This is a genomic window from Niallia circulans NBRC 13626 (assembly GCF_001591585.1).
In the GTDB taxonomy this organism is placed as follows: Bacteria; Bacillota; Bacilli; order Bacillales; family Cytobacillaceae; genus Niallia; species Niallia circulans.
In genome coordinates, this window is sequence record NZ_BCVE01000002.1 from 47,027 (window position 1) to 71,563 (window position 24,537).

General features: G+C 36.1%; 26 protein-coding genes. 4 read left to right on the top strand and 22 right to left on the bottom strand.

The annotated features are described in order from the left end of the window. Window positions 1–8 precede the first annotated feature (8 nt). The 11 genes from BCI01S_RS02695 to mutS form a co-directional block, all read right to left on the bottom strand. On the bottom strand, window positions 9–788 hold the full coding sequence (locus tag BCI01S_RS02695; RefSeq protein ID WP_047940280.1) for an EcsC family protein: 780 nt from the start codon (window positions 786–788) through the stop codon (window positions 9–11). Window positions 789–1,305: 517 nt separating this feature from the next. Further along, the gene (locus tag BCI01S_RS02700; RefSeq protein ID WP_061796625.1) at window positions 1,306–1,836 is read right to left on the bottom strand and encodes a hypothetical protein; all 531 of its coding nucleotides are present in this window, start codon (window positions 1,834–1,836) and stop codon (window positions 1,306–1,308) included. A gap of 187 nt (window positions 1,837–2,023) precedes the next feature. Next, window positions 2,024–2,185, bottom strand: a complete 162-nt coding sequence (locus BCI01S_RS25150; RefSeq protein WP_156485382.1) for a hypothetical protein — start codon at window positions 2,183–2,185, stop codon at window positions 2,024–2,026. A 235-nt stretch (window positions 2,186–2,420) separates the two neighbouring features. Beyond that, on the bottom strand, window positions 2,421–2,591 hold the full coding sequence (locus tag BCI01S_RS24590; RefSeq protein WP_082138201.1) for a sporulation protein Cse60: 171 nt from the start codon (window positions 2,589–2,591) through the stop codon (window positions 2,421–2,423). A 20-nt stretch (window positions 2,592–2,611) separates the two neighbouring features. Next, window positions 2,612–3,163: a hypothetical protein gene (locus tag BCI01S_RS02705; RefSeq protein WP_061796627.1), complete on the bottom strand. Its 552-nt coding sequence runs from the start codon at window positions 3,161–3,163 to the stop codon at window positions 2,612–2,614. A 354-nt stretch (window positions 3,164–3,517) separates the two neighbouring features. Next, a complete protein-coding gene (locus tag BCI01S_RS02710) occupies window positions 3,518–3,856 on the bottom strand; it encodes a hypothetical protein (RefSeq protein ID WP_047940084.1) in 339 nt (112 codons plus the stop codon). Window positions 3,857–3,954: 98 nt separating this feature from the next. Then, window positions 3,955–4,077 carry a hypothetical protein gene (locus BCI01S_RS26140; RefSeq protein WP_268874790.1) on the bottom strand — a complete coding sequence of 41 codons (123 nt, stop codon included), beginning with the start codon at window positions 4,075–4,077 and terminating at the stop codon, window positions 3,955–3,957. 11 nt (window positions 4,078–4,088) lie between these two features. Then, window positions 4,089–4,523: a hypothetical protein gene (locus BCI01S_RS02715; RefSeq protein ID WP_047940083.1), complete on the bottom strand. Its 435-nt coding sequence runs from the start codon at window positions 4,521–4,523 to the stop codon at window positions 4,089–4,091. A 235-nt stretch (window positions 4,524–4,758) separates the two neighbouring features. Next, a complete protein-coding gene (locus BCI01S_RS02720) occupies window positions 4,759–5,247 on the bottom strand; it encodes a hypothetical protein (RefSeq protein WP_061796629.1) in 489 nt (162 codons plus the stop codon). A gap of 350 nt (window positions 5,248–5,597) precedes the next feature. After that, the gene (gene mutL / locus BCI01S_RS02725) at window positions 5,598–7,514 is read right to left on the bottom strand and encodes a DNA mismatch repair endonuclease MutL (RefSeq protein WP_061796635.1); all 1,917 of its coding nucleotides are present in this window, start codon (window positions 7,512–7,514) and stop codon (window positions 5,598–5,600) included. A 171-nt stretch (window positions 7,515–7,685) separates the two neighbouring features. Then, window positions 7,686–10,304: a DNA mismatch repair protein MutS gene (gene mutS / locus BCI01S_RS02730; RefSeq protein WP_061796640.1), complete on the bottom strand. Its 2,619-nt coding sequence runs from the start codon at window positions 10,302–10,304 to the stop codon at window positions 7,686–7,688. Between the two features lie 306 nt (window positions 10,305–10,610). On the opposite strand from mutS, the gene BCI01S_RS02735 reads away from it, so the two are divergent. After that, on the top strand, window positions 10,611–10,835 hold the full coding sequence (locus BCI01S_RS02735; RefSeq protein WP_095257593.1) for an excalibur calcium-binding domain-containing protein: 225 nt from the start codon (window positions 10,611–10,613) through the stop codon (window positions 10,833–10,835). Window positions 10,836–10,935: 100 nt separating this feature from the next. Here the strand turns inward: BCI01S_RS02735 and BCI01S_RS02740 are convergent, their stop codons facing one another. Then, on the bottom strand, window positions 10,936–11,487 hold the full coding sequence (locus BCI01S_RS02740) for an outer spore coat protein CotE (RefSeq protein WP_047940078.1): 552 nt from the start codon (window positions 11,485–11,487) through the stop codon (window positions 10,936–10,938). Window positions 11,488–11,826: 339 nt separating this feature from the next. Between BCI01S_RS02740 and BCI01S_RS02745 the strand changes: the two genes are divergently transcribed. The 3 genes from BCI01S_RS02745 (at window position 11,827) to BCI01S_RS02755 (ending at window position 13,053) form a co-directional block, all read left to right on the top strand. Next, entirely contained in the window at window positions 11,827–12,246 is a 420-nt protein-coding gene (locus BCI01S_RS02745) for a hypothetical protein (protein WP_047940077.1), read from the top strand. A gap of 35 nt (window positions 12,247–12,281) precedes the next feature. After that, a complete protein-coding gene (locus BCI01S_RS02750) occupies window positions 12,282–12,590 on the top strand; it encodes a hypothetical protein (protein WP_047940076.1) in 309 nt (102 codons plus the stop codon). A gap of 109 nt (window positions 12,591–12,699) precedes the next feature. Next, window positions 12,700–13,053 carry a hypothetical protein gene (locus BCI01S_RS02755; protein ID WP_047940075.1) on the top strand — a complete coding sequence of 118 codons (354 nt, stop codon included), beginning with the start codon at window positions 12,700–12,702 and terminating at the stop codon, window positions 13,051–13,053. Between the two features lie 123 nt (window positions 13,054–13,176). Here BCI01S_RS02755 and BCI01S_RS02760 read toward each other — a convergent pair whose 3' ends face one another. The 10 genes from BCI01S_RS02760 to BCI01S_RS02805 all read right to left on the bottom strand — a co-directional run bounded on the left by BCI01S_RS02760 (window position 13,177) and on the right by BCI01S_RS02805 (window position 24,522). Continuing rightward, the gene (locus BCI01S_RS02760) at window positions 13,177–13,560 is read right to left on the bottom strand and encodes a YlbF/YmcA family competence regulator (RefSeq protein WP_047940074.1); all 384 of its coding nucleotides are present in this window, start codon (window positions 13,558–13,560) and stop codon (window positions 13,177–13,179) included. Continuing rightward, on the bottom strand, window positions 13,560–15,110 hold the full coding sequence (gene miaB, locus BCI01S_RS02765; protein ID WP_047940278.1) for a tRNA (N6-isopentenyl adenosine(37)-C2)-methylthiotransferase MiaB: 1,551 nt from the start codon (window positions 15,108–15,110) through the stop codon (window positions 13,560–13,562). The genes BCI01S_RS02760 and miaB overlap by 1 nt, the downstream gene beginning before the upstream one ends. A gap of 331 nt (window positions 15,111–15,441) precedes the next feature. Beyond that, entirely contained in the window at window positions 15,442–16,365 is a 924-nt protein-coding gene (locus BCI01S_RS02770; protein WP_156485383.1) for a dipeptidase, read from the bottom strand. Window positions 16,366–16,870: 505 nt separating this feature from the next. After that, window positions 16,871–17,131 carry a stage V sporulation protein SpoVS gene (gene spoVS, locus BCI01S_RS02775; RefSeq protein WP_016201204.1) on the bottom strand — a complete coding sequence of 87 codons (261 nt, stop codon included), beginning with the start codon at window positions 17,129–17,131 and terminating at the stop codon, window positions 16,871–16,873. Window positions 17,132–17,316: 185 nt separating this feature from the next. After that, entirely contained in the window at window positions 17,317–18,114 is a 798-nt protein-coding gene (locus BCI01S_RS02780) for a TIGR00282 family metallophosphoesterase (protein WP_061796644.1), read from the bottom strand. A gap of 141 nt (window positions 18,115–18,255) precedes the next feature. Further along, a complete protein-coding gene (gene rny / locus BCI01S_RS02785) occupies window positions 18,256–19,824 on the bottom strand; it encodes a ribonuclease Y (RefSeq protein ID WP_047940071.1) in 1,569 nt (522 codons plus the stop codon). Between the two features lie 554 nt (window positions 19,825–20,378). Further along, complete coding sequence (gene recA / locus BCI01S_RS02790) at window positions 20,379–21,422, bottom strand: recombinase RecA (RefSeq protein ID WP_047940070.1); 1,044 nt, start codon at window positions 21,420–21,422, stop codon at window positions 20,379–20,381. A gap of 177 nt (window positions 21,423–21,599) precedes the next feature. Continuing rightward, window positions 21,600–22,841 carry a competence/damage-inducible protein A gene (locus BCI01S_RS02795; RefSeq protein ID WP_047940069.1) on the bottom strand — a complete coding sequence of 414 codons (1,242 nt, stop codon included), beginning with the start codon at window positions 22,839–22,841 and terminating at the stop codon, window positions 21,600–21,602. A 101-nt stretch (window positions 22,842–22,942) separates the two neighbouring features. Next, window positions 22,943–23,521, bottom strand: coding sequence for a CDP-diacylglycerol--glycerol-3-phosphate 3-phosphatidyltransferase (pgsA, locus tag BCI01S_RS02800; RefSeq protein WP_047940068.1), 579 nt, complete (start codon window positions 23,519–23,521; stop codon window positions 22,943–22,945). A gap of 116 nt (window positions 23,522–23,637) precedes the next feature. Further along, window positions 23,638–24,522 (bottom strand): helix-turn-helix domain-containing protein, encoded by an 885-nt coding sequence (locus BCI01S_RS02805; protein WP_047940067.1) that lies wholly within the window; start codon window positions 24,520–24,522, stop codon window positions 23,638–23,640. Window positions 24,523–24,537: the final 15 nt, after the last annotated feature.

Here is a 24,537-nt window from a genome sequence, read left to right on the forward strand (position 1 = left end):
CCAGCGATTTAGCTTATCCTTTCCAATATTCTCCGTTTTTGATAAAGCATATTTGCAACTTCTCCTACCTCTTTTATGGCCGCTTTATTCGTATAGGCACCAAAAATCATTCCGGCTACTGGTATCATTTGAAAAAGTTTTTTCCATCCAAAATTATCCCGATAAGAAGCAAACACCTCTCTCCACCCTTGCAGCTGTGCGAAACCTTCCTCCTTAGAGGCATTGGTCAATTCATTTAAAATGGCTCTTTTTCCAACTATATCAGAAGACGTAAATTGCATACATTTAATCATAAATATTCGCTCTTCCTTATCTGAAGGGTCGTAACCATATGCTAATGCTACTTCTTGGATGGTTTTTAATGTAATTCCAAAGATAAGGGGGATATCAATAGCTAGTGTAAAAATACCGCCAAAACCAGTAGTAGCCCCTTGAAGTTGGGCATTTTTCGCACGATTTTTGATAAAGGCTTCTGCTGTCTGTTCCATAGAATCAATCGGAAAATATTTTATATCTTCCAATTTCACATCTTCCTTTAACGATAATTCTTTTTTAACTTTATACAATGTTTTCTCATTATCCACTAGATACTGTCCGCCATTATCAATATATACGGCAATTTCATCTAATAGTATATGTATTTTCTCTTGGATGTATGTCGGTGTCAATTTATCCAACAGCACAAATGGGAGTCTTCCAATTTTTTCCCAAAAGAACAAACCTTTTTGGTTTTTCTCCCACTTTTCAATATTCTTTAATTTCTTTCTAAGCAGCTTTTGATTTTCCATTTCTTTATTTTTGTTTAACTGTTCCATTTTTTTCTCCCATTTTTCGAATTATCTTTAAATGCTTAATGAATTGAAATGACGAGATATGATTCCACTCGATTTTTAAGATACTCATTTATACGAGTTTTCATATAAAAAAGATTCATTAAAAAGGCCGTTATTCTACTCGCTGCTCATGCACTCTTCTATCGTACTAGGGAGTCTATTGCTCACTATATGAATCAATAATGCTAGCGCATATAGAGATTTGGCATAGATATAAAATAGTATACCAACGATTCCATTCATTATAGTTAACATATCCCCAAAAGAAAGTTAATGTTGTATTAGCAACGAAAAAACACCCAGAATATAAAATAAATCATAAATTTATTTTTTTCTATTGGCATAAAATTCACATACACAATGTCAATAGAGGCATGCAGTGTTATTTGTATGATTAAATCATACAATATTACTTTATAGCAAGACGATCGTCCAATTCGAATTAAATCCTTTTCCTCTCCTTTGGTATTCCCTATTCCGTAATCACTTCAATATCCTCATGCGTAGGTTTTTCCGTTGTATAAGTAATCCAATAGGTATATTCTCTTGAAAAATCATCAGTAAAATGCTCTAGATAGGTTACTGCTTTGGCCGATTCACCCAGCACCTTTACCTCTTTAACAGTTGTATTTCCTGTTGGCATCGTAAGAGTAACAGATGGTCCATCCTCGCGTTCAAATATCATAGAGCTATCAACAGATACTGTACGATCCTCTGGTCCCGCTGCCCATTTTACTTTCCCTTCCTTATTCTTCAAAATGACTAAATCAGGATGATGCGTATTGCCGCTTTCATGTTTGTTTTTAAAAATAACATAAATGAAATCATCTTTGAGATCATAATCAATAACTTCTTTATCCCTTAAATGATGTTCTGCCATCACAGTAGTGATTTGTTCTTCAAGAGAACCAATATTAGCAGATTTCACATCAGTCTCTTTCCCTTCATTCGAACAACCAACCAAAATAACCAATATAAAAAAAGTTGCAAGGATTTTTTTCATAATTAAACAGCTCCAGACCTTTTATTCGGGTTTGTATAAGAAAAAAGCTGCTCAATCACAACTCTTCCCTTATTATTTTTTATTAGTATCTGTGTAATTATCCATTAATTCAAGACAGGATCTAAACATTTAATTATCGCTTTTTTTAAATTCATCTTTCAGATTTTCTATAAATTCTTCGTTTAAATTATATCCTGAAATAATCATCCGTCTCCATTATGCCTTCTTTTTCCTTTATCCCTAATAGATGCTCTATTAAAATATAATCATTACCTTCCCATCGATTTAGGGATATCGATAATGCATGGTATTGCAGCTCTCCCCCGTTCTTGTTCTTTAGAATTTCCATCTATGCTTTCGCCCATTTCACTTGGAGTATTTTTCTGCCAACTCTATATCTCTATTAGTTAAATTTCTTAACGTATAGCTGCTCTCTTCTCAAATCCCCTTTTTAAAATTCGATTATTACAAGAAAATTAAATATAATTGATAGGCATTATTATTGACGCTAGAAAAGCAAAATAACTTCTCCCCACTTTTCATGACAAGAAAAGCATCCCAGAAAGGATGCATTATTCGTAATCTTATGCTTTATATAAAATAACGGCTGTATAAATGCCCTCTTCTGTTATTGGTTCATTGTTCACAGCGAACTTAATATCGATTACTTCATGATTTCCCAATTCCTTTAACGCTTTATTTAAATGGTTCTCGAAATTTTTATCGTTCTCCGAAATAACTTTTGTCTGAATCATAAGATAGTACCTTCCTATTCCTAATTATTTCTTATATCCCTAGATAAATTACTATCCTCATCAATAATAAACGCAACAATCTTTCCGCTTTCCGAAAAATTCACTTGCCCCTTAACCTCATATTTTTCTATTGGAGAGTCATCGTCCTTTTTATAATCAATAATAGCCGTGTAATCATAGATATTTTGCTGTTTTTCCTTTTGGGCTACTTGAACGTCCTTTATCTTCATTTCACTCTTTTCTGGACTAGCTGCTATATAGCTTAATGCGTAGGTTCCTGTATACTTATCATACATTTCTTCGGTAAAAGATTCCTGATACTTCTTCTTTAAGTAAGAATCCAGGTCACTTGATGAGCTTGTATTTTCGTCATTCCCGATCATCGTGTAATTATTTGGATCTTCTAAAATGTCCCGAAGTTCTTTATTAGGCACTGTAAATGTTTCATTCAATACAGTTTCAAGTGTACTAATGTTTTTGTCTTTTGATTCCGCTTCAGCCGAACAGCCCGCTAATGCTGCCACCATGACTATTAATAAAATAGAAGCACATTTACTAAAAAATTTATTCATTTTCTTCCTCCTCTCTCTAAGGGAATACGTTTGAATAATCAAAAAGTTTCAAATAAAATAAAAGATCTATACAAAAAACAGACTTTGTTGGTTTTTGAAATAGAGCTGGCCATTCAATTATAGTTAAAACCACGTCTACTTCTCTCTCTATATCCACATTAAGAGAACCATAATAGAAGATTCATACTTACATAATAACCCTATTAGGATTTGGAAAAGCTGAAATATTGGGCATAAAAATACCCTGCTTATTGAGCAGGGCGAAGGTGAGGGGAGTAACAGAACATCCCGCCACTCACTATAACGAACCATTTTTTTATCTGTATATTCATCGTTATTTGTTAAAACGAACTTTTACCACCAAAGAGGGAAGAATGGACCAAATCTTCTTATTCCAAAAAATGGGAATCCAATTAATCCAAACCTTCTAAATGGGAATATTAACCGACTATCCTCGCTTGTATGATGACCACTTACCAATAAGTATACATTTTCATCATCGTAACTATGCAGAATACCTTGGTGAACTTCTCCATCTCTTGTTTCTATTTGAATAAATTCAAATAAGTGCTTGTGACATTTAGGATGAAACTTGTGTTTATAATGATCATGATCCTTTTTATGGTGATGATGATGGTGATGGCTGGATAAATGATGACTTGAAGATTCCATTAAATCTCTATTATTTTCCATGGCATTAGCCTCCTCTTATAGATTCACTGTAGTGTATGCTCAAGTGAAAATAAGGTTCAACTTTTAGTTTGACCATTTAATAGATATTTAGAACCATATTACATAGCATCCGTTTTTTTATCTTTTGTAAAGAAAAATACAAATATTGTTATCGCCAAGGCAATTAAGAACTTACTGCCCATGGAATCATTTTTTATCGTTGGTAAATCTGTTAAGGCCATTTTTCTTCCCCCTATTTCATCCTTTTTAAAGCTTTTATAAATTCGTCATCTAAGAAATAATTATCGGAAACTATTGCATTAAACTCTTTCTGATTTTTCTTTAGAAATTTCGTAACTGGAACCACCTTTTCTCTCCCGAATAAAGGACCGCTTATACTTAAGGAAAACCGAGCATCAGAAGCCACAAAAAGACCTACAAGATTAATCTCGTCTTTTAAGATTAAGACAGCTATTATAATGTCGATTATATCCAATGTAAAATTACCAAGCGGGTTATCATTAATACTTTCCAACCTATTAGCTCCCGTTAACGGCCCGCCAACAGTTACCCCAAAATAGCCGGGGCCAAAATAAACCCGAGTTAAAGTTATTTGTCCTGTTAACAATAAAAAAGCTATGACAATATCAATCTCTCGTTGAATTTCCCTTATTGCATTTTCTTCCATAAAATCACATCCATTAGGGGGATTCCCCTATACATATATATGTATCAAACAAAAAAATGGGAATAGGAGATACTATAGAATCTAATTTGAATTTGAAATCTCACCCTGAATCAAATTTCAGCTCCATTTATATTACAGAGGATCATTTCTCGATAATATAAAAAGGGGGACGAATTTACGCTTAACTAAAAATACCCTACTCCGAAGAATAGGGCTTATAACAAAGATTTTATATTTAGCTGACTTTTATATCTTTTATTAGTCTATAGTGAAAAGGTAAGAAAAAATAATAAATGATTATATATACAGGTATGCTATAAAGTAAACTCCATCCATTGTATCCCATAAATCCTGATATATGGCATGTCCACTCAATGAACAAAGACAATAACACAAATAATAGAGTTCGTTTCATACGATTATCTCTGTGCAATTTATTTAAAAACCATATCGCTAATGATGAGGGAATGATTGCGTATGTTAGCAGCTCCCCAATACCAGTAGATTCTGCTCTCCCAAAATCTACCCAATCTAAATATATTCCAAATACACTATTTGCAATCCAAGTAATAGCACCAATTACGCCATAAGTACAATAAATTTGCAGCCCATTCATTTTTTCCTTTGGCATAAATAATACAACCATTAATAATATTACTGCCCAAACAATAGGAACCCATATCCCTTTAGCATGAATGTCGAGGTTTTCAATAATTTTGTTCAAAACAATCACCACTTTTTTTGAATAGTTTAACTTACATTTATTTATTTTATACACATAGAAACTAAAAAATCCCCTGCTCAAATGAGCGGGGGACAGTATACAATCTATTTTTTGCTGTCGGTGTGTTTTAAATCGCTTTACTCTGAAAACAGGATTTGTAAGCAAACATTTTATAAAAATAATTACTATAACAGATCTGTGTCTCCTAATATGCAAGACATATCAGTTGAATATTTAACAAAAGTACTTTTAAATCTAGCTCATACTGGTAAAAATAGTCAAAATGTGGTCAAATCCATCAAAACCAATCTATAAATCCTTATAAACAAAGGGTTTCTTCTACTAAATAATTACATCACACGCTTAAACATTTTCTCCATCTCATAAGTAGAATAATGCACAATAATCGGTCTACCATGTGGACAGGTAAATGGATCGGATGTTGTCCGAAGTTCGTCCAATAAACTTTGAATCTCATCGTTTCGTAAATGGCGATTTGCTTTAATGGATCCCTTGCAGCTCATCATAATGGCAGCTTCTTCTCGTAAAAGCTTTATATCTACTTTTCTCATGGAGAGTACTTGTTCAATCATTTCCTCGATTGTTTCTTTTTCTTCTCCTTTTGGAAACCATTGTGGGTGGGAGCGGACTAGATAGCTTTGCTGGCCAAATGGTTCAAGAAATACGCCTACCTTTTCGAGCTCGGCTTTATTTTCTTCTATTTTCATCCATTCATCTAAGGAATAATCTAATGTTAATGGGATAAGCATTTCTTGTAATTCCTTATGGACCTCGCCAACTTTTTCCCGAAAAAATTCGTATTTAATTCGTTCTTGGGCTGCATGCTGATCGATAATATAAAGTCCTCTTTCGTTTTGTGCAAAAATATAGGTTCCATGCATTTGCCCAATTGGATAAAGGGGCGGAACTCTCGGCCCCTCTTCCACGTCAGCTATTTCTTCCTCTTCCCATGCTTCCTCTATCTCTTCTTCTGTTGCAGGCGCGGTAGTACTATTCCCTTCCTGTCCAAAGAAAAAGGCTGTGGCATCTGTTATAGTTGATTCTTCATCACTTTCTCCAGATTGCCGACTGCTTGGTGTGTCTTCAAGAGGTTCGCTCCAACTCGGCTTTTCTACTTGCTCTGTTGTTGGATTGGCAAAAACAGAATCCATTTTTGGAACTGATACTGGCATTGCCGATTCGCGAATCGTATCAAAGCTGAAGGCCGCTTGCTCTTCTTTTGGAGCAGGCTTTTTCTCGCGGATAAGTCCTGCTGGAATAAGCTCTTTTTTCTTAAATGCTGCTTTAATCGTATTGCTGACAAGTTCGTATAGCTCTTGTTCTTTACTAAAGCGCACTTCCATTTTTGATGGATGAACATTTACATCAACAAGAATTGGATCCATTTCTACATTTAAAAGAACAATGGGATATCTGCCAATAGGCAATAACGTATGATAGCCTTCCTGAATACTGCGTACAAGAGAATAGTTTTTAATAAAGCGGCCATTAATCATGGTGGAAATATAGTTCCGTGACGCACGCGTAATTTCTGGCAGAGCCATATAGCCACTTAGTTTAAAATCAAGGGTACTTGCTGAAATTGGTATCATTTTTTTTGCTATATTTAGGCCATAAATGCCCGCAAGCACTTGTCTTACATCCCCATTGCCATTTGTATGAAGGAGCTTGCGCTCGTTATGCACTAGGCGAAAGCTAATATCAGGGTGAGCAAGGGCTAGGCGGTTGACGATATCGGTAATATTACCAAGCTCCGTATGAATCGATTTCATATATTTCAATCTTGCTGGCGTATTAAAGAACAAATCGCTGACGATTATCTCTGTTCCCCTTCTTCCCGGCGCGCCTTCCTGTTTCACTAAATGTCCGCCGTTAAGCTCTACTGTTGTCCCTTTTTCTCCAGTAGAAGTGGTTAAAGTGACATGAGAGACAGAGGCAATACTTGGCAGTGCCTCACCTCTAAATCCAAGGGTGCGGATTCGGAATAAGTCATTTTCATCTTTTATTTTACTTGTCGCATGTCTGGAAAAAGCAGTTAAAACATCCTCTTCGTCAATTCCTTGTCCATTATCAAGGATACGAATGCTTTGTAAACCAGCTTCCTCGATAAAAATTTCAATTGAAGTACTTTTTGCGTCGATACTATTTTCTACTAACTCTTTTACAACAGAGGCTGGCCGCTCAACAACTTCACCTGCAGCAATTTTATTCGAAAGTGCATCATCCAGTTGAATAATCTTTGCCATTGTTTCTCCTCTTTTCTTTCTTACTTTTTTCGATCAGGGATAGGGCAGTGTATCAGCTGAAATAGTTGAATTTGCAGCTTTCATCGTTCCTATGAACACCACTTTTTCTAACGCAATTTCATTTCTATGCGTTCATACCACTGGCTTTACACTCTATCACCCTAACCCACTTTATCTATCATTACGGACTTTTTTATGAAGTTCGTACAATGTATTTAATGCCTGCATTGGCGTCATTTCTAATATATCTAAGTCTTTCAGTTTATTAACAATTTGCTTTTCTTTCGTAGAAATCACTTTTTGCGGTTTTTTCTCTTCTGTTTCAAAGAATGATAATTGTGCCTCTTCTTCAGCTATTTCAGCTTTCATAACCGGTTTTTCGATTACTGCCACGGCTGCTTCTCCAGCAAATTGATCCTTTTGCTCAAGGCTTGTTAATAGTTCTTGTGCTCGTTCAATCAATGCTTCTGGCAATTCAGCAAGCTGTGCAACGTGAATTCCGTAACTCTTGTCAGCTGCTCCCTCTTTTATTTTATGAAGGAAAATAACTTTTCCGTTTTGCTCCATTGCGCTGACGTGAACATTGCTTAATGATGGAAGCTCTTCTGCAAGCACAGTCAGCTCATGATAGTGGGTAGAGAATAAAGTCTTCGCACCAACTTCATGATGAATGTACTCAATGATGGCTTGTGCCAATGCCATTCCATCATATGTGCTTGTGCCTCGACCAATTTCATCGAATAGAATTAAACTATTATTAGTGGCATGCAGGAGTGCGTTTCTTGCTTCCAGCATCTCTACCATAAACGTACTTTGCCCGGAAATAAGATCATCGGCCGCTCCTATTCTCGTAAATACTTGGTCAAATAACGGCAGCACTGCTTCATCTGCTGGCACAAAGCAGCCGATTTGCGCCAAAATGCTTGTTAAGGCAATCTGGCGCATATACGTACTCTTACCAGACATATTTGGCCCAGTAATTAACAGCAATTCTCTGTCTTTATGCATGGTGCAGTCATTTGCTACATAGCTTTGTGCATTCATTACCTTTTCTACTACAGGATGACGGCCGTTTTTAATAGAAAGCGTACGATCACTTGAAAACACAGGCTTCACATAGCGGCGATCCTCACTTACTGTGGCGAAACATTGAAGCACATCTAGTGTGCTTACAGTTTTTGCAAGATTTTGTAAGCGTGGAATATATTCTTTAATGGTTTCCCGGATGGTTGTAAAAATCTCATATTCTAATTCCACCATTTTTTCTTCGGCTTGCAGGATTAAACTTTCTTTTTCTTTTAATTCTGGCGTTATATAACGTTCCGCATTAGCAAGGGTTTGTTTACGTTCATACTGTCCTTCTTGTAATAGATGGACGTTTGCTCTTGTTACTTCTATATAGTAGCCAAATACACGATTATAGCCGATTTTCAGCGATTTAATGCCTGTTTTTTCCCGTTCTTCTCTTTCTAGCTGGGCAATCCATGTTTTGCCGTTTCGGCTTGCATCACGGTAACTGTCTAATTCAGGATGGTAGCCGTCTAAAATAATATTTCCTTCTTTAATGGATAACGGCGGGTTTTCAACAATTGCTCGCTCCAGTAAATCAGTAATATCTTCACAAGGATCTAGGTCTTCAGCCAATCTCATTGCTTCCTTTGAACCAAACGATGCAACAATTTGCTGAATGATTGGTACTTGTTGTAACGATTTTTTTAGCTGGACAAGATCCCTTGCATTAACATTTCCAAAAGCCACTCGTCCTGCTAAACGTTCTAAATCATATACTTCCTTTAATTTTTCCCGCAAATCTTGGCGTTCAAAGTAATGTCCAATCATTGTATCGACTAGATTTTGACGATATTCAATCTCTTCCTTATTTAATAGTGGACGATCGATCCACTGTTTTAAAAGTCTTCCCCCCATCGCGGTTTTCGTTTCATCTAATAACCAAAGAAGAGATCCTTTTTTTCCTTTTGAGCGAATTGTTTCCGTTAATTCTAAATTCCGCTTAGAAAAATAATCAATCTTCATAAATTGATCAATAACATAAGTAGAAACCGGCTGTAAGTGATCCAAGCTTCTCTTTTGTGTGCGATATAGATAATTAAACAAGCGGACAACGGTGCTTCTTAACTGTTGTTCTTGAATACCTTGCAATAATGGTACATGCACATCTTTTTCATCCAGATCATTTTCAATCGAAAGGGTCAATGTACCTCTTTCCTGTAATCGCTTCTGATACTCTTTTGAGAAATTGTCAGAAATTACGACTTCCTTTGCACCTGATAAGGATAATTCATTTAATAGAGAGTCGATTCCCTTAAGAAGAGTTGCTTTGCTTTCCCCTGTCGATAAATCGCTATAAGCAAAGCCAAATTGCTCATCTGCAAACAAAGAGATAGTGGCAATGTAGTTATTTTCTTTATCGGAAAGATTTTTCCCTTCCATCATCGTTCCAGGGGTAATCAGCTGAACGACCTCTCTTTTCACAACTCCCTTTGCCTGTTTCGGGTCTTCTGTTTGTTCACAAATTGCCACTTTATAGCCGCGTTCGACTAGCTGTTCAATATAATTTGCAGCAGAATGATGTGGGACACCGCACATGGGAATTCGCTCTGCTCCCCCTCCTTCTCTGCTTGTTAAAGTAATTTCAAGCTCCTGTGATGCTTTGATGGCATCATCAAAGAACATTTCATAAAAGTCTCCTAAACGAAAAAATAAAAAGGCATCCTGATAATCTGCCTTCACTTGTAAGTATTGTTGTATCATGGGCGTATATGTTGTCATAACTTCCTCCAAAATCCTGTCCAAATCTATTATTCTCCCATTATAACATAAAGAAATAGAATATTTCAGTGGGGGGTGTTGGGAAAAGAACATGAATATCTCTGAAAAATAATTGCTTTTTTTGTGTGAAGTTAAAGGTGATAACTAGTTCATTCCATTTTGCTCCATTCCAGTATTATTTTTAAAAATAATACTAGTAATTCGCGAACAAATCTTTTATAATTTAGCTTGAAATAAAAGTTAATTTTAGGAAAAGGAGCAATTATCTTGAAACGTATTCTATCTATTCTTTTAACGATTGTTCTTATGCTAAGTTTTATGCCACATTCAAGTGCAGAAGCAAAAACAAAAGTTAAAAAGTACAAAAATTGTACAGCCCTTAACAAGGATTATAAGGGTGGCGTTGCTAAATCAAAAAGCACCAAAAATAAAGGTGGAAAAACAAAATACAAACCTTATGTATCTAAAGCCTTATATGACGCAAACAAAAAAATGGACCGTGATAAAGACGGAATTGCTTGTGAAAGATAATCTTCCTGCCTTTTTCTTACGCAAATAGGAAAAAGGCTTTTCTATTATTGATTATGAGGAATCATTAATAGAAAAAAAGACTAGGAAAAGCTCCTAGCCTTTACTCTTCTTCCCCGCCTACAAGGAAGTCTGGATTTAATTCCTCAAATTCTTCATCTTCTACTTCATCTTTAAACCATTCATCGTCATCTTCTTTGCCACATTCGTCTGTGCAAACCTCTACACAGATTTTTGTTTCTCCGATAACTTCAACGATAAATTCTTTTTCTACATGGACAATTATTTTATTGCCATTTGGCGAAATCACTGCTTCAATGCAGTTTGGTTGTTGCAAGACGCGTGCAATTACATCGTGGTCTTCTAAGCAGTCAGGATCACGATATTTTAATTTAATGACATCTGTATATTTTACACGCTCTGTTACTACTTCCGTTTGTGTATTGTCATTATAAGAATACCAAACGTTAATATCAAAGTATCCACTAATTTCTACTGTTTTACCAACCTTTTCTGCTTCATACGTATGGTTGATAATCCAGCAGCCCAAGATACTTGATGGGCTGTTGTCTGGGCAGATGGTATGATTGGATTTTGTAAATTTACGTCCTTTCGCTACGACTGCCTTTGTAATAATCTCTCTATATTCTCCCATGTTCGAGCGAAACCTCCTCATTCATTTTCATTTCATCCTATGCGGGATAGGAGTCTAGTGTGCGATAATTTTTAAAGACGATAAGTAATGCTTAAATCTACTTCATTGTATGTAAAACTTGGGTAAGTGTGCCGATATTAGCGTTTTTTCTAGACATCTATCCTACTTTTTATCGATTCTTAAAAAAACTTTCCAATATTTCTTTTTTTTATGAAAGAACCTTACCATTCAGCTCTTTTTTAAGCTTTTAAAAAAAATATGCGTTTGTATTAATACATTCGCGGATACAGCTTGTTCTAATCTCTATATACTGTAGTATACGGTAAGGGGGTGAGGAAGTTGGCAGGGTTATTTAATAAAAACGATCAGTTTGATTTTAAATTCAATGTTAATGGTAAAGAGGTTACTGGTGAGGACGGAGCTAAATACGCACAAGAATTAATTACTAAATTATCTTCAGAAATGGGTGGATTAGTCCAAAAGTTAACCAAAGGTGTTTCTGAGAATGTAGCTGGAACTACAATGGATGCGATGAAGGAGAAAGTTGCAAGTGCGGTTGATTTAGATTCAATTAAAGAAAAAGTAAAACCACATCTTAATCCCGAAACGCTAAAAAGTATAGTAAGTGAAGACACCCTAAGCAAGCTGCAAGAGAAATTACCTGTCATTGATGCTTCAAATGATGATGGGAACCTTAAATTAAATGTTAACGGCAAGCCTATTTTTTCACTAGATCTTTCAGATTTCATCAAAAAATAAGTAAAGAATCTTTTCTTGAAAGGAGGTGAAGTCAAATGTTGTCTAAATGCACATCTGATTGTCACGAAGGTAAGGGTACTGGCCTTGCTGGTACTGATGTTACTGCTAAAGGTAAAGGCATTGGAAACAAAGGAGCAGAACTTCGCGGATTCACTAATGCTACTCAAGGAAACGGTAACCTAGCTAACCAATTTTCTGCTGCTGGTGCTGCTGGTGGTGCTGCTGTAGGTGTTAACTTATTAAACTTCTTTGTTGGTGGTATTTTAGTTAATGCTAACGTTGCTGGTGCTGCTACTGCTGTATCTTACAACGAAAATAGCCCTGAAATGGTGAATGAAGGTTAATCACCTTTAAGATAATCACTCCTATAAGAGATAAGCATATAATAAAGGGCAACATCTTCTTGATGATTGCCCTTTTCTTTTTACATACCTAATAAAAGGAGGCTAAAGAATGGCTAAAGAAAAAAATATTGGGTTAACTGCCGAGAAATTAAAGGAGCTTGGAGTACCAGAGGAGCTTATCGATAAAATTCTAGAAACAGGGGGGCCTTCTGTTAACACACATGCGGAAGGAGGAAATGGCGGAAGTGCCGTCAGTCTAACTTATGTAGACAATTACTCTGTCTTATTTCTTGTGTATACATTTCTATTGCAAACAGTTAATAACGGAAATGCAAAAGACAAAGAAACGAAACAGCTTAATAAAGCATTGCTTTCAACCTTGCAAACAGCTATGAAGGAACAACAGGAATATCGGAAAGCATTCTTACGGGCGATCAATATTTTAAATAATCAAAACAAGTAAAAACCAAGCAAAAATATGCTTGGTTTTCATTTATATGTTTACATTGTATTTACCAAAACTGCCAGCGGTACTCTTGAGGATGTTTTTACCCTCTTTCCGCTTGTTTCGGAGAATCTCAGTGTTTTATTGTTCTTTCGTCTTCTCATTAGAAGAAAGAATTTCTGTTTCTACTGTTTCCGCGATCGTTTTTGTTACCATTTGCAGCATATCATTGACAATTTCTTGTGATTCTTTAAATTCACTGACGATTGGCAGTTCATCAATTTCTTTTTGTAATGCATCAATTTTTGCTTCAGTATCTTTTAAAGCAGCAATTTTGCCATAGTGCTGAAGATTAACTGCTTGTTTTTGCAGCTTTTTAATCTGGGCAATTCGATCATTTACTTTTTGGTTTTGATTGATTTGTTTTTCGGCACGTTGGTAAAATTCCACTTCTTCTGTCTCACGAATCATTTTGGCAAGCTGCTCTGTTCGTTCAATAATTTCTTCTCGTGTGAATTTCGCCATTAGTTTGCCTCAACAGCTTCTGCTTCTAATACCTCGATCATTTCTCCATTTAATGACCATGTTTTTGCATCGGTAATTTTCACAGAAACAAGTTTGCCAATTGCCGATTTTGGTCCAACAAAGTTTACTAGCTTGTTTTTACGTGTATAACCAGCAAGCACATCTGGGTTATTCTTGCTTTCTCCTTCTACAAGAACCTCTACCGTTTGGCCTTGATAATTCTTCATGGAATTAGCAGAATACTCATTAACTAAAGCATTTAGGCGCTGTAGGCGTTCCTTTTTAACTTCCATCGGAACATTATCTTTCATTCGTGCTGCAGGTGTTCCTTCACGTGGAGAATAGATGAATGTATAAGCCGCTTCAAAACCAACCTCTTTATAAAGAGATAATGTTTCTTCAAATTGCTCATCTGTTTCATTTGGATAACCAACAATAATATCTGTTGTAAGAGTTAAATTAGGAATAGCCGCTTTCATTTTGCGAACTAATTCTAAATACTGCTCTCTTGTATATTTACGTGCCATAATTTTTAACACATCAGATGAACCAGACTGAACTGGTAAGTGAATATGTTCCACTAGGTTACCGCCTTTAGCAAGCACTTCAATTAAATGATCATCGAAATCACGTGGGTGACTTGTTGTAAAACGAACACGCGGAATATCAATTTTGCGCATTTCTTCCATTAAATCTCCGAAACGGAAATCGATATCTGTGAAATCTTTTCCATAGGCGTTTACGTTTTGACCAAGCAAAGTAATTTCTTTATACCCTTGTGCAGCTAAATGACGCACTTCTTGAATAATATCCTCTGGACGGCGGCTTCGCTCTTTTCCGCGAGTATATGGAACAATACAATAGGTACAAAATTTGTCGCAGCCATACATAATGTTTACCCATGCTTTAATTTTTCCATTACGTACTTTAGGAAGGTTCTCGATTACATCCCCTTCTTTAGACCAAACTTCTACGACCATTTCTTTTGACATATATGCTTCATGAAGAATATTTGGTAAACGGTGAATATTATGTGTACCAAATATCATATCTACTTGTGTGTATGTTTTTAAGATTTTGTTTACGACAGATTCTTCTTGTGACATACATCCACAAACACCTATTAAAAGGTCCGGCTTTTCCGTTTTTAAATGTTTTAAATGCCCTAATTCACCAAATACTTTATTTTCGGCATTTTCACGAATCGCACAAGTATTAAGAAGAATAACATTGGCGTCATTGACTGAATCTGTTGCTTCATAGCCTAAAGCTAAGAAAATCCCTGCCATTACTTCTGTGTCATGTTCATTCATTTGACAGCCATATGTACGAATGTAGAATTTACGTCCTTCACCCATTCCGCGGAATTGTTCGGAAATAGAGAAATCCTTTTCATAACGAACTTCTTCTTTTCCTCGTCTTTTTGCATCTTTTAAGGAAGGCGCTTTATATACTGTTTCGAAATATTTGCTATAATCCTTTTCGGATTTTTTGTCCGAAGAATTATTGCTTCCGATTTGTTGTCCTTCTAAACGTTGGTTTTCGTTCATTTCATCTACTCCTCTCTTATCGATGATTTTTATTTCATCCATAAGTTTGTTAAAATACATGTTTAGGCTTCTTATTGATTGGTGTTTCCTTCTCTCCACCCATCAGAGTGAATTGATTAAAGCTGCTTAGACAAGAAAAACATCCATCCATATAATAGCTGCTGTTTCATATGTACTATTCTTTATAGACATATTTTCATTATTCTAGTATAAGCCTTTCATCTTTTGAAAACAATAGCAACGTTTTAAAGATATCATTCTACTATTTTCTTATTGTTTAACTAGAAAGAGACTTTCACCCTCCTCCTCAAAAAGAAGCTGATGATTTCCTTTATTTCGGAAACCTTTTTGCCATATTCGTATATAAGAATTTTTCTACTTGCATACTTGTATAATATCTTGTTAGCTCATTTATTAGATTAGGATAATCAGCAGTAGAGGCTAGACCTTTTACCGTTTGGTCGATTCCATCGAAATCGGAACCAAAACCGACATGATCCTCTCCTCCAAGCGAACAAATATAATCAAGATGGCGCAGAATATCTGTAATAGTGGCTGAATTTGTTCCACTTAAAAACTGTGGTACAAAAGTAATTCCGATTACACTGTCTGCTTCTACCATTGCTTTAATTTGATCGTCACGTAAATTACGAGGATGTGGACAAAGATTATATGTATTCGAATGTGATGCATATGGATGATCAGCATGCTCCATAATATCCCAGAAAGCATTTTCCGATAAATGGGAAACATCTACCCAAATCGATTGTTTATTCAAAAGCTTCACTGTTTCTCTCCCGAATAAAGATAAACCTGCACCTCTGGGTTCTAGTGCTCCATCCGCAACAGCATTCGCATAGTTCCAAGTAAGCCCTACTGCTGAAACACCTAATCGAAGCAATGTTTTTAATTTTAGCAGATCTCCTCCAATTGCATCACAGCCTTCCAATGTTAGGAGTGCACCAATTTCTCCATCTTTTAATTCATTTATATCTTTTTGTGAGCGTATAAATTTTAAATCTGAATTCGGCTGTAAGATTTTTTCATAAAAGATATTTGTCATCGATAAAGCTGCTTCAAACCGCATATCAGGATGGACAGATTCTGGAACATAAATAGCAAAGCATTGAATTTTTGCTCCCCCTTTTTGTAAATCTCTCTTCGTCACATGAAGTTTGTTACTATTCTGAAAATTTATTGTTTTATCCATAAACATTTTAAATAATACGTCACAATGTCCATCAAAGTAATTCAAACCATTCACTCCCATACAAAGATGTTCTTTTTATGTAAATCTTGATGGCTATTCCTATCCCTCAAGATATCAATTGACTATAGTTATAAAAAAAGGATGCCTCACTCATTTGGTTTACTCTCCACAGTTTCAAGTAATAGCTTAGGAAAAAGTTTATTCTTCAACTTAATCCTTACTGCGGGGCCTAAACCGTATTGAGGAGACATCCCCCTTCCTTTTTGAAGGTTGCTCTATTCAGGTCCAAAAAGATCAGAGAACACAAACAAGCATACCAATCAGAGAAGGGTTACAGCGAAACTATGATCAGAGAAGATTTTTTCTTCTCCAACTCATCATAGTTAATCATTCAGTACTAAATAGACAGCTGACTTCAAACCTGCTTCTGCGAATATCAAGAAGTTCTGCAAGTTCTGCCGCTTTCCTCTTACTGTCCATTAAGATCAGAATAAATGGAAAAGCATGTAATTACATGCTTTTCTACTTTTTATCAAATCTTGTTTTCTCTTTATCTAGGCTCCACAATGAGCTTGATGGCTGTTCGTTCCTCACCGTCAATGACGATATCAGTGAAGGCAGGGATACAGATTAAATCCACTCCGCTAGGTGCTACAAACCCTCTTGCGATAGCAACTGCTTTAACCGCTTGATTTAATGCACCTGCACCAATAGCTTGGATTTCTGCTCCACCTCTTTCACGTAGAACACCTGCAAGCGCACCAGCTACAGAATTGGGACTAGACTTTGCTGAAACCTTTAATATCTCCATTTCTAGCTCCTCCTTGTTTAACCCCCCCGCATGTTACATTAAGTAATAATGAACATATCAGGATATATATCATTCCAATGTTACTATATTCCAAGTTTCATACACATATTCCAGCTTGGACATAAAAAATTAGAAAATATTTGTTAATACAAGAAGAGCTAGTTCTCCTAATCATCATCCATTTATTACGAGAAAAATGGATGATCATCATTGATCAATATACGTTCTATTTTCTTTGCTTTCCCAGTCTTTTTATCTACTTCGATTAGACAGCCGCTTAATTGTGCTCTCCCACTCTTCGGCGGCTCGAAGCGTGTTGGCAAATTGGTTAAGAAACGATTCAATACTAATTCCTTCTGCATCCCAAGAATCGCGTCATATGGTCCTGTCATCCCAACATCTGCCATAAAGGCAGTTCCATTTGGAAGAATACGGTTATCTGCAGTTTGCACATGTGTATGTGTTCCCACAACGGCTGTTACTTTCCCATCTAAATACCATCCCATTGCTTGCTTTTCACTTGTCGCCTCTCCGTGGAAATCAACAAAAATAATATCGGTGCGTTTTTTTGCTTCCTCAACTAAGCCATCAATCACGATAAATGGATCATCACTCGGATTCATAAATGTTCGGCCTTGTAAATTGATAACAGCTATTTCAATATCATTAATTTTAACAAATACCATGCCTTTTCCTGGATTATTTTCGGGAAAATTGGCAGGTCGTACTAAATATTTTGCCTGATCGATGAATTCAAATATTTCACGGTTATCCCATGTATGGTTTCCCATTGTTATTGCTTGAGCACCAATTTCCAGAAAGCTTCGATAGATTTTCTCGGTGATTCCTTTTCCGCCAGCAGCATTTTCGCCATTTATAATCGTCATCTGAGGACGGTATTTCTCCTTCAGCTTTGGTACGTACTCTTTAATCATATCTCGGCCCATAGAGCCTACGACATCCCCAATAAATAAAATATGCATGTCTTTTTTCCTACTTTCTAATCTTCACTATGTAACAGTGTAACATATTATTGCTTGCGTTCCTAACTCGATTTTCCTTCTAAAAGCTTTTTGAAAATAATGTTGCCAAGCAATAAAAAAAACGGTGCAAACGCACCGTTTTTATTTTGCATATTCAACCGCTCTTGTTTCACGAATGACGGTTACTTTGATATGACCTGGATAATCTAATTCCTCTTCGATTTTCTTACGAATATCACGTGCTAATCGATGGGATTCTAAATCATCCACAAGATCAGGTTTCACCATGATTCGAATCTCACGACCTGCTTGAATAGCGAATGATTTCTCTACTCCATCATAAGACTCTGAAATTTCTTCAAGCTTCTCAAGTCGGCGAATATAGTTTTCTAATGTTTCTCTTCGCGCTCCTGGTCTTGCAGCTGAAAGTGCGTCAGCAGCAGCTACTAGTACAGCGATAATTGAAGTTGGTTCCGTATCACCATGATGGGATGCGATACTATTGATCACAACTGGATGTTCTTTATACTTGGTAGCAAGTTCGACACCAATTTCCACATGGCTTCCTTCTACTTCATGATCAATTGCTTTCCCTATATCATGAAGTAAGCCAGCTCTGCGGGCAAGAGTTTGATCCTCACCAAGTTCAGCAGCTAAAATTCCTGATAATTGTGCCACTTCCATACTGTGCTTTAATACATTTTGTCCATAGCTTGTACGGAATTTTAGACGGCCGAGAATTTTAATTAAATCTGGATGTAATCCATGAACTCCGACCTCAAACGTAGTTTGTTCTCCGATCTCACGAATATGTTCATCCACTTCTCGGCGAGCTTTATCAACCATTTCTTCAATACGAGCTGGATGAATACGTCCATCTTGGACGAGCTTATCTAACGCAAGTCTAGCAGTTTCACGTCTTATTGGATCAAAACCAGATAAAATTACTGCTTCTGGTGTATCATCAATAATTAAGTCAATTCCTGTTAATGTTTCAAGCGTTCGAATATTTCGTCCTTCACGGCCGATAATTCGCCCTTTCATTTCATCATTTGGAAGGTTAACAACGGAAACTGTAGTTTCTGCAACATGATCAGCTGCACAACGTTGGATTGCAAGTGACAAAATTTCTTTAGCCTTTTTATCTGCTTCTTCTTTCGCTCTAGTGTCACTTTCTTTAATCATTATCGCAATATCATGAGCAACTTCTTGCTCTGTACGCTCTAAAATGATGGACTTCGCCTCTTCTCGGGTTAATCCAGAAATGCGCTCTAGTTCTGTTTGCTGCTTGCGAACCATCTCGTCCACTTTGCTTTCCATCTCTTCCATATGCTGTTGTCTTTTATTAAGAGAATCGTCCCTCTTTTCTAACACTGATTCGCGTTTATCTAACGCTTCTCCCTTGCGATCAAGATTTTCCTCTTTTTGCAATAAACGATTTTCTTGTTTTTGTAGTTCATTTCTTCGATCACGAACTTCTAGTTCTGCTTCACTACGAAGCTTGTGAATCTCATCCTTTGCTTCTAACAAAGCTTCTTTTTTCAATGCGTCTGCTTCACGCTTTGCATTCTCCATAATTTGTTCAGCAGTCAACGTTGCATTGCTAATTTTTGCATTAGCATTGGACTTTCGAATAAAATATACAACAAAGCCAACAACGGCAATAACGATTAGAATAAGCAAAATGGAGATGATTTTTATTAAATCCATCATTTTCACCTCCTCTTGCTATCAAATTGTGTTTGTTACGATTTTAAAAGTATTGGCTTAAAATGTTCCTTTTTTCAATCGAAATTTTCCCTAGTCTTATAAAAATGTTTTCTAGGTTTTCATACTTATAAAAATGTAAAATATACAATTCAATTGTATAGTTGTACCAATTTATTGTCAAGACTTTGAACTAGTAGGATTAACCTAATTCTCATTGGCTATCTCGTTATCATTTTCCTCTAACAATTGCTCTTTACTTCCTATATATGTATGAATTTCACCTTATTTAAAGCTAAATCTAACCTATCATCCGTATTATAGTCAGAAACTAAGCTTATTAAACCTGTGGAGACCTATATCCCACAGCCTCTTTAAAAATGCCTAAGTCGATTACAGAGTTTTTTTTACTTTTCAGCTTACAAGATGGCCAATAATTGCGTGTTTTTGGATTAGTTAGCTTCAAGCACACGAATGGTATCGAAACATATACTTTTATAGAATAGTAACAAAAAAGATGGCAAACGGAAAAACCGTCTCCCATCTTTTCTTAATGATTAATCGATTAATTCGAATTGTTCTTGGTCGTCATTATCAGGCTGTAATGTTACTTCTTTATCCAGCCCATAATGATCACGAATTTTCTTTTGAATCTCTAAGCGCATTTCTGGATTTTCTTTTAAGAATTGCTTCGCATTTTCACGGCCTTGGCCTAATCTTTCGTCATTGTAAGAATACCAAGCTCCACTTTTTTGAACAATATCAAGTTCTGAACCAAGGTCAATAATTTCTCCTTCTTTAGAGATACCTTCTCCATACATGATATCAACTTCCGCTACTTTGAAAGGTGGTGCTACTTTATTTTTTACCACTTTGATTTTTGTTTTGTTTCCTACCATATCTGTTCCTTGTTTTAACGTTTCAGCACGACGAACTTCTAGTCGGACAGATGAATAGAATTTTAGCGCACGACCACCAGGAGTTGTTTCAGGATTTCCGAACATTACTCCAACTTTTTCACGAATTTGGTTAATGAAAATAGCAATTGTTTTGGATTTATTAATAGCCCCAGATAACTTACGAAGCGCCTGTGACATTAAACGTGCTTGAAGTCCAACGTGAGAATCTCCCATTTCGCCTTCAATTTCTGCTTTTGGTACAAGTGCTGCTACAGAGTCAATAACTAAAATATCCACTGCCCCGCTTCGTACTAAGGCCTCCGCGATTTCTAATGCTTGTTCTCCGGTATCTGGTTGAGAAAGTAATAATTCATCAATATTAACGCCAAGCTTTTGTGCATAAACTGGATCCAATGCATGCTCTGCATCAATAAATGCTGCTTGTCCGCCATTTGCCTGAACCTCAGCAATAGCATGTAGCGCTACTGTTGTTTTACCTGAACTTTCAGGACCATAAATTTCCACAATACGACCTCTTGGATATCCACCAACACCTAGGGCTGCATCTAAAGCTAAAGATCCACTTGGACTAGTAGAAATGACTCTATCTGCTTGCTCTCCCAGCTTCATAATACTACCTTTACCAAATTGCTTTTCTATTTGTTTTAACGCCATTTCTAATGCAGCTTGACGATCACTCAAATACGTTCTCCTCCTTATATAAAAAATGAATCTCACTAATCATGATTCATTCGTTGTTTAAAAGATTATATACTTAATATACCTTTTTTCCTTTCATTTGTACAGTAAAAAATCGAACATTCATTCGTTTTTTTTATTTTCCAGCTGAAAGGAAGCTTTTAAGTAAAAGACACCCTACTATTTATCTTCTAACATTTTTAATAAGAAATATTGACCGTATCTCACACTTCGAACTCGATTACCTGCTCTTGTTCCACTTAATGCTAACTTCTCTACTTTTGTCGGCTCCCCGCTTTTAGCAATCCCAATATAAACGGTACCTACTGGGTTTCCTTCTAATTCATTTGGGCCTGCAACACCTGTGAAGCTTATCCCAATATCGGCATTTAATAAACGTGCCACATTCTCTGCAAGCTCTTTCGCACATTGCTCGCTTACCACACCATGTTCTTTAATCGTCGACTCTTTTACTTGCAGGATTTGATGCTTTACTTCATTTGTATAGCAAACAATTCCCCCTTTAAAAATATTCCCAGCACCTGGAATTCCTGTTATCTCCTTCTGAAACAGTCCTCCTGTCAGACTCTCTGCTGCTGCTACTGTTAAATTTTTCTTTAATAAAATATGGGAAAGCTCATTCATTAATGTAGTGTCCTCATATCCATAGAAAAATTCTCCTACGCGTGCGAATATTTCTTCTTCTGTTTTGGCAATCAATTTATCTGCTTCTTCTACAGAATCATGTTTACATGTGATACGTAATGTTACCTCTCCATCTCCTGCGAGCGGGGCAATAGTCGGATTAGTCTGGGCATCAATTAAGTCTTCTATTTTTGTTTCCAGCAGCGATTCTCCAATGCCGAAGAAGCGAAGCACGCGCGAAACGATGACATCTTTGCTTGTCATTTGCTTTTGTATAGCTGGAAATCCATATTTGACAAACATTGGCTGAATTTCTTTCGGTGGTCCTGGTAAAAGCATATAAAAACGATTGTCTTTTTTTAAAAACATCCCTGGTGCCATCCCATGGTCATTTGGAAGAACGTCGCTTCCCTCTAATACCAATGCTTGTTTTTTATTGTTTTCCGTCATAGTGCGTTTCGTTTTGACAAAATAGTCTTCAATGGAAGCTAAAGCTGTTTTATCAAAAACCAACTCTTTCCCTATATGCTTGGCAATCGTTTCTTTCGTTAAATCATCCTTTGTTGGACCTAATCCGCCGGAGAAAATAAGCAATTGCGCTCGATTTTCAGCGATTTTTATCGCTTCCTCTAAACGAGCTGCATTATCTCCAACTACTGTATGATAATAAACATTTACTCCTAAGTCGGCTAAATGCTTGGATATAAATTGAGCATTTGTATTAGCAATTTGTCCAAGTAATAATTCTGAGCCAACAGCAATAATCTCTGCATTCATGTAGTGCTCCCCCTTTTTGTCTGTTCATAAAGAAAGGACGTCTCTTTATAAAGCAATATTCGCTTGTCATAAATAGATGTCCTTATTTTTATTCCTCTATTTTATTTGGATGAAACAAAAGCCTGTTTGTTTTTTGCAAAATAATCCCAGCCAGACCAAATTGTAAAGATCAAAGCAACCCATAGTGCAAGCTTATCAAACGGCAGTGAGACAAGTTCAAAAATCATATTATGTAGTAAAAGGGCTGAAATCGCAACTATTTGAGCCCAAGTTTTAATTTTCCCAAGCATATTTGCTGCGACTACCTCTCCGCCGCCAGCTAATATTAAACGTAAACCGGTTACTGCGAATTCTCTGCTGATAATAACAATCGTAATCCATGCAGGTGCCATCTGCAATCCTACTAAAACAATTAATGCAGACGAAACTAATAATTTATCTGCTAAAGGATCTAAAAACTTCCCTAAATCGGTTACTAGATTATACTTTCTCGCAAAGTGTCCATCAATCCAATCCGTTGTCGATGCTAGAATAAAAATCAAGGCTCCGATAAAATGTGTCATCGGTAAGGTAACACCTAAAAATGTTAGTTCTCCCCATTGAAAGTCCACTAGCATGATGACTAGAAAGACGGGAATTAATAAAATTCTTGCTACGGTAATCTTATTTGGCAAATTCATCTTACATCCTCCATTACCATGACGTTAATCGTCACTTTCATTAAAAATAAATTAAAAACATTAGTATTATAACCTAATTACGATATAATAGCGAAAAATAGTCATCGAATCGATGACTATTCTTCTTTTATATTTTTAATAACAAGATCTTGTCTAGAGGATGAATCACCAAGCTCTAATTTTTCATCATTGACAAAAACATCAACTTGACTATTTCCAATTACAATACGTGCTTCTGTCTCTTTTGATAAATCTTCTTCGTGTGATTCAGCTCCACCCTTTTCAAGGATACCTTGGAAAAAAGAATAGTTTTTGCCATTTTGGATATCAACCCAAACTTTTCCTGTTGCTACAAGCTTAACAACAAACTTCTCAGCATTTTTCACTTCATATGTTGTCGTTCTTCCCGCTGTTTCTTTTTTGGTAATCTCTTGTTTTGGTGCCTCTTCTTCTACTTTCTTCTCTTCTTCTTCAACTACTTGTTCTTCCTCTTTATTAGCATCCTCATCAATTGCTTTTTCTTTTTCCTTTTTATTTAATGCATCTGATTTCATATAAACAGAATTCGGTTCCGTATCACTACTAGACTGTTTTTCTGGATTTGAATCTTTTGCATACACAAAATACCAAACCAGGAAAGCAACAGCCAATACAAGAATAGCAATAAGAATAGTTGGCAAGATATCAAATACTTTAGAAGTGGCTCCGTCTATTGCGCTTCTTGAATTTACTCTCGATAAATTTTGCGGTAACTCATCATTTACCGTTGTTGGTACCTCGGCTTTATACTCTTCAAATATTTCTTCTGGAACCAAATCTACTGCTTCTGCATATTGTTTGATAAATGCCCGTGTATAAAATTTACCTGGCATCATACTATAGTTACCTTCTTCAATGCCAACTAAATAACGGACTTGAATTTTGGTAATCTCTTGTAATTCTTCTAACGTTAGTCCTTTAGCTTCTCTAGCTTCTTTTAATCGATTTCCTAATTCACTCACAAGATAACACCTTCC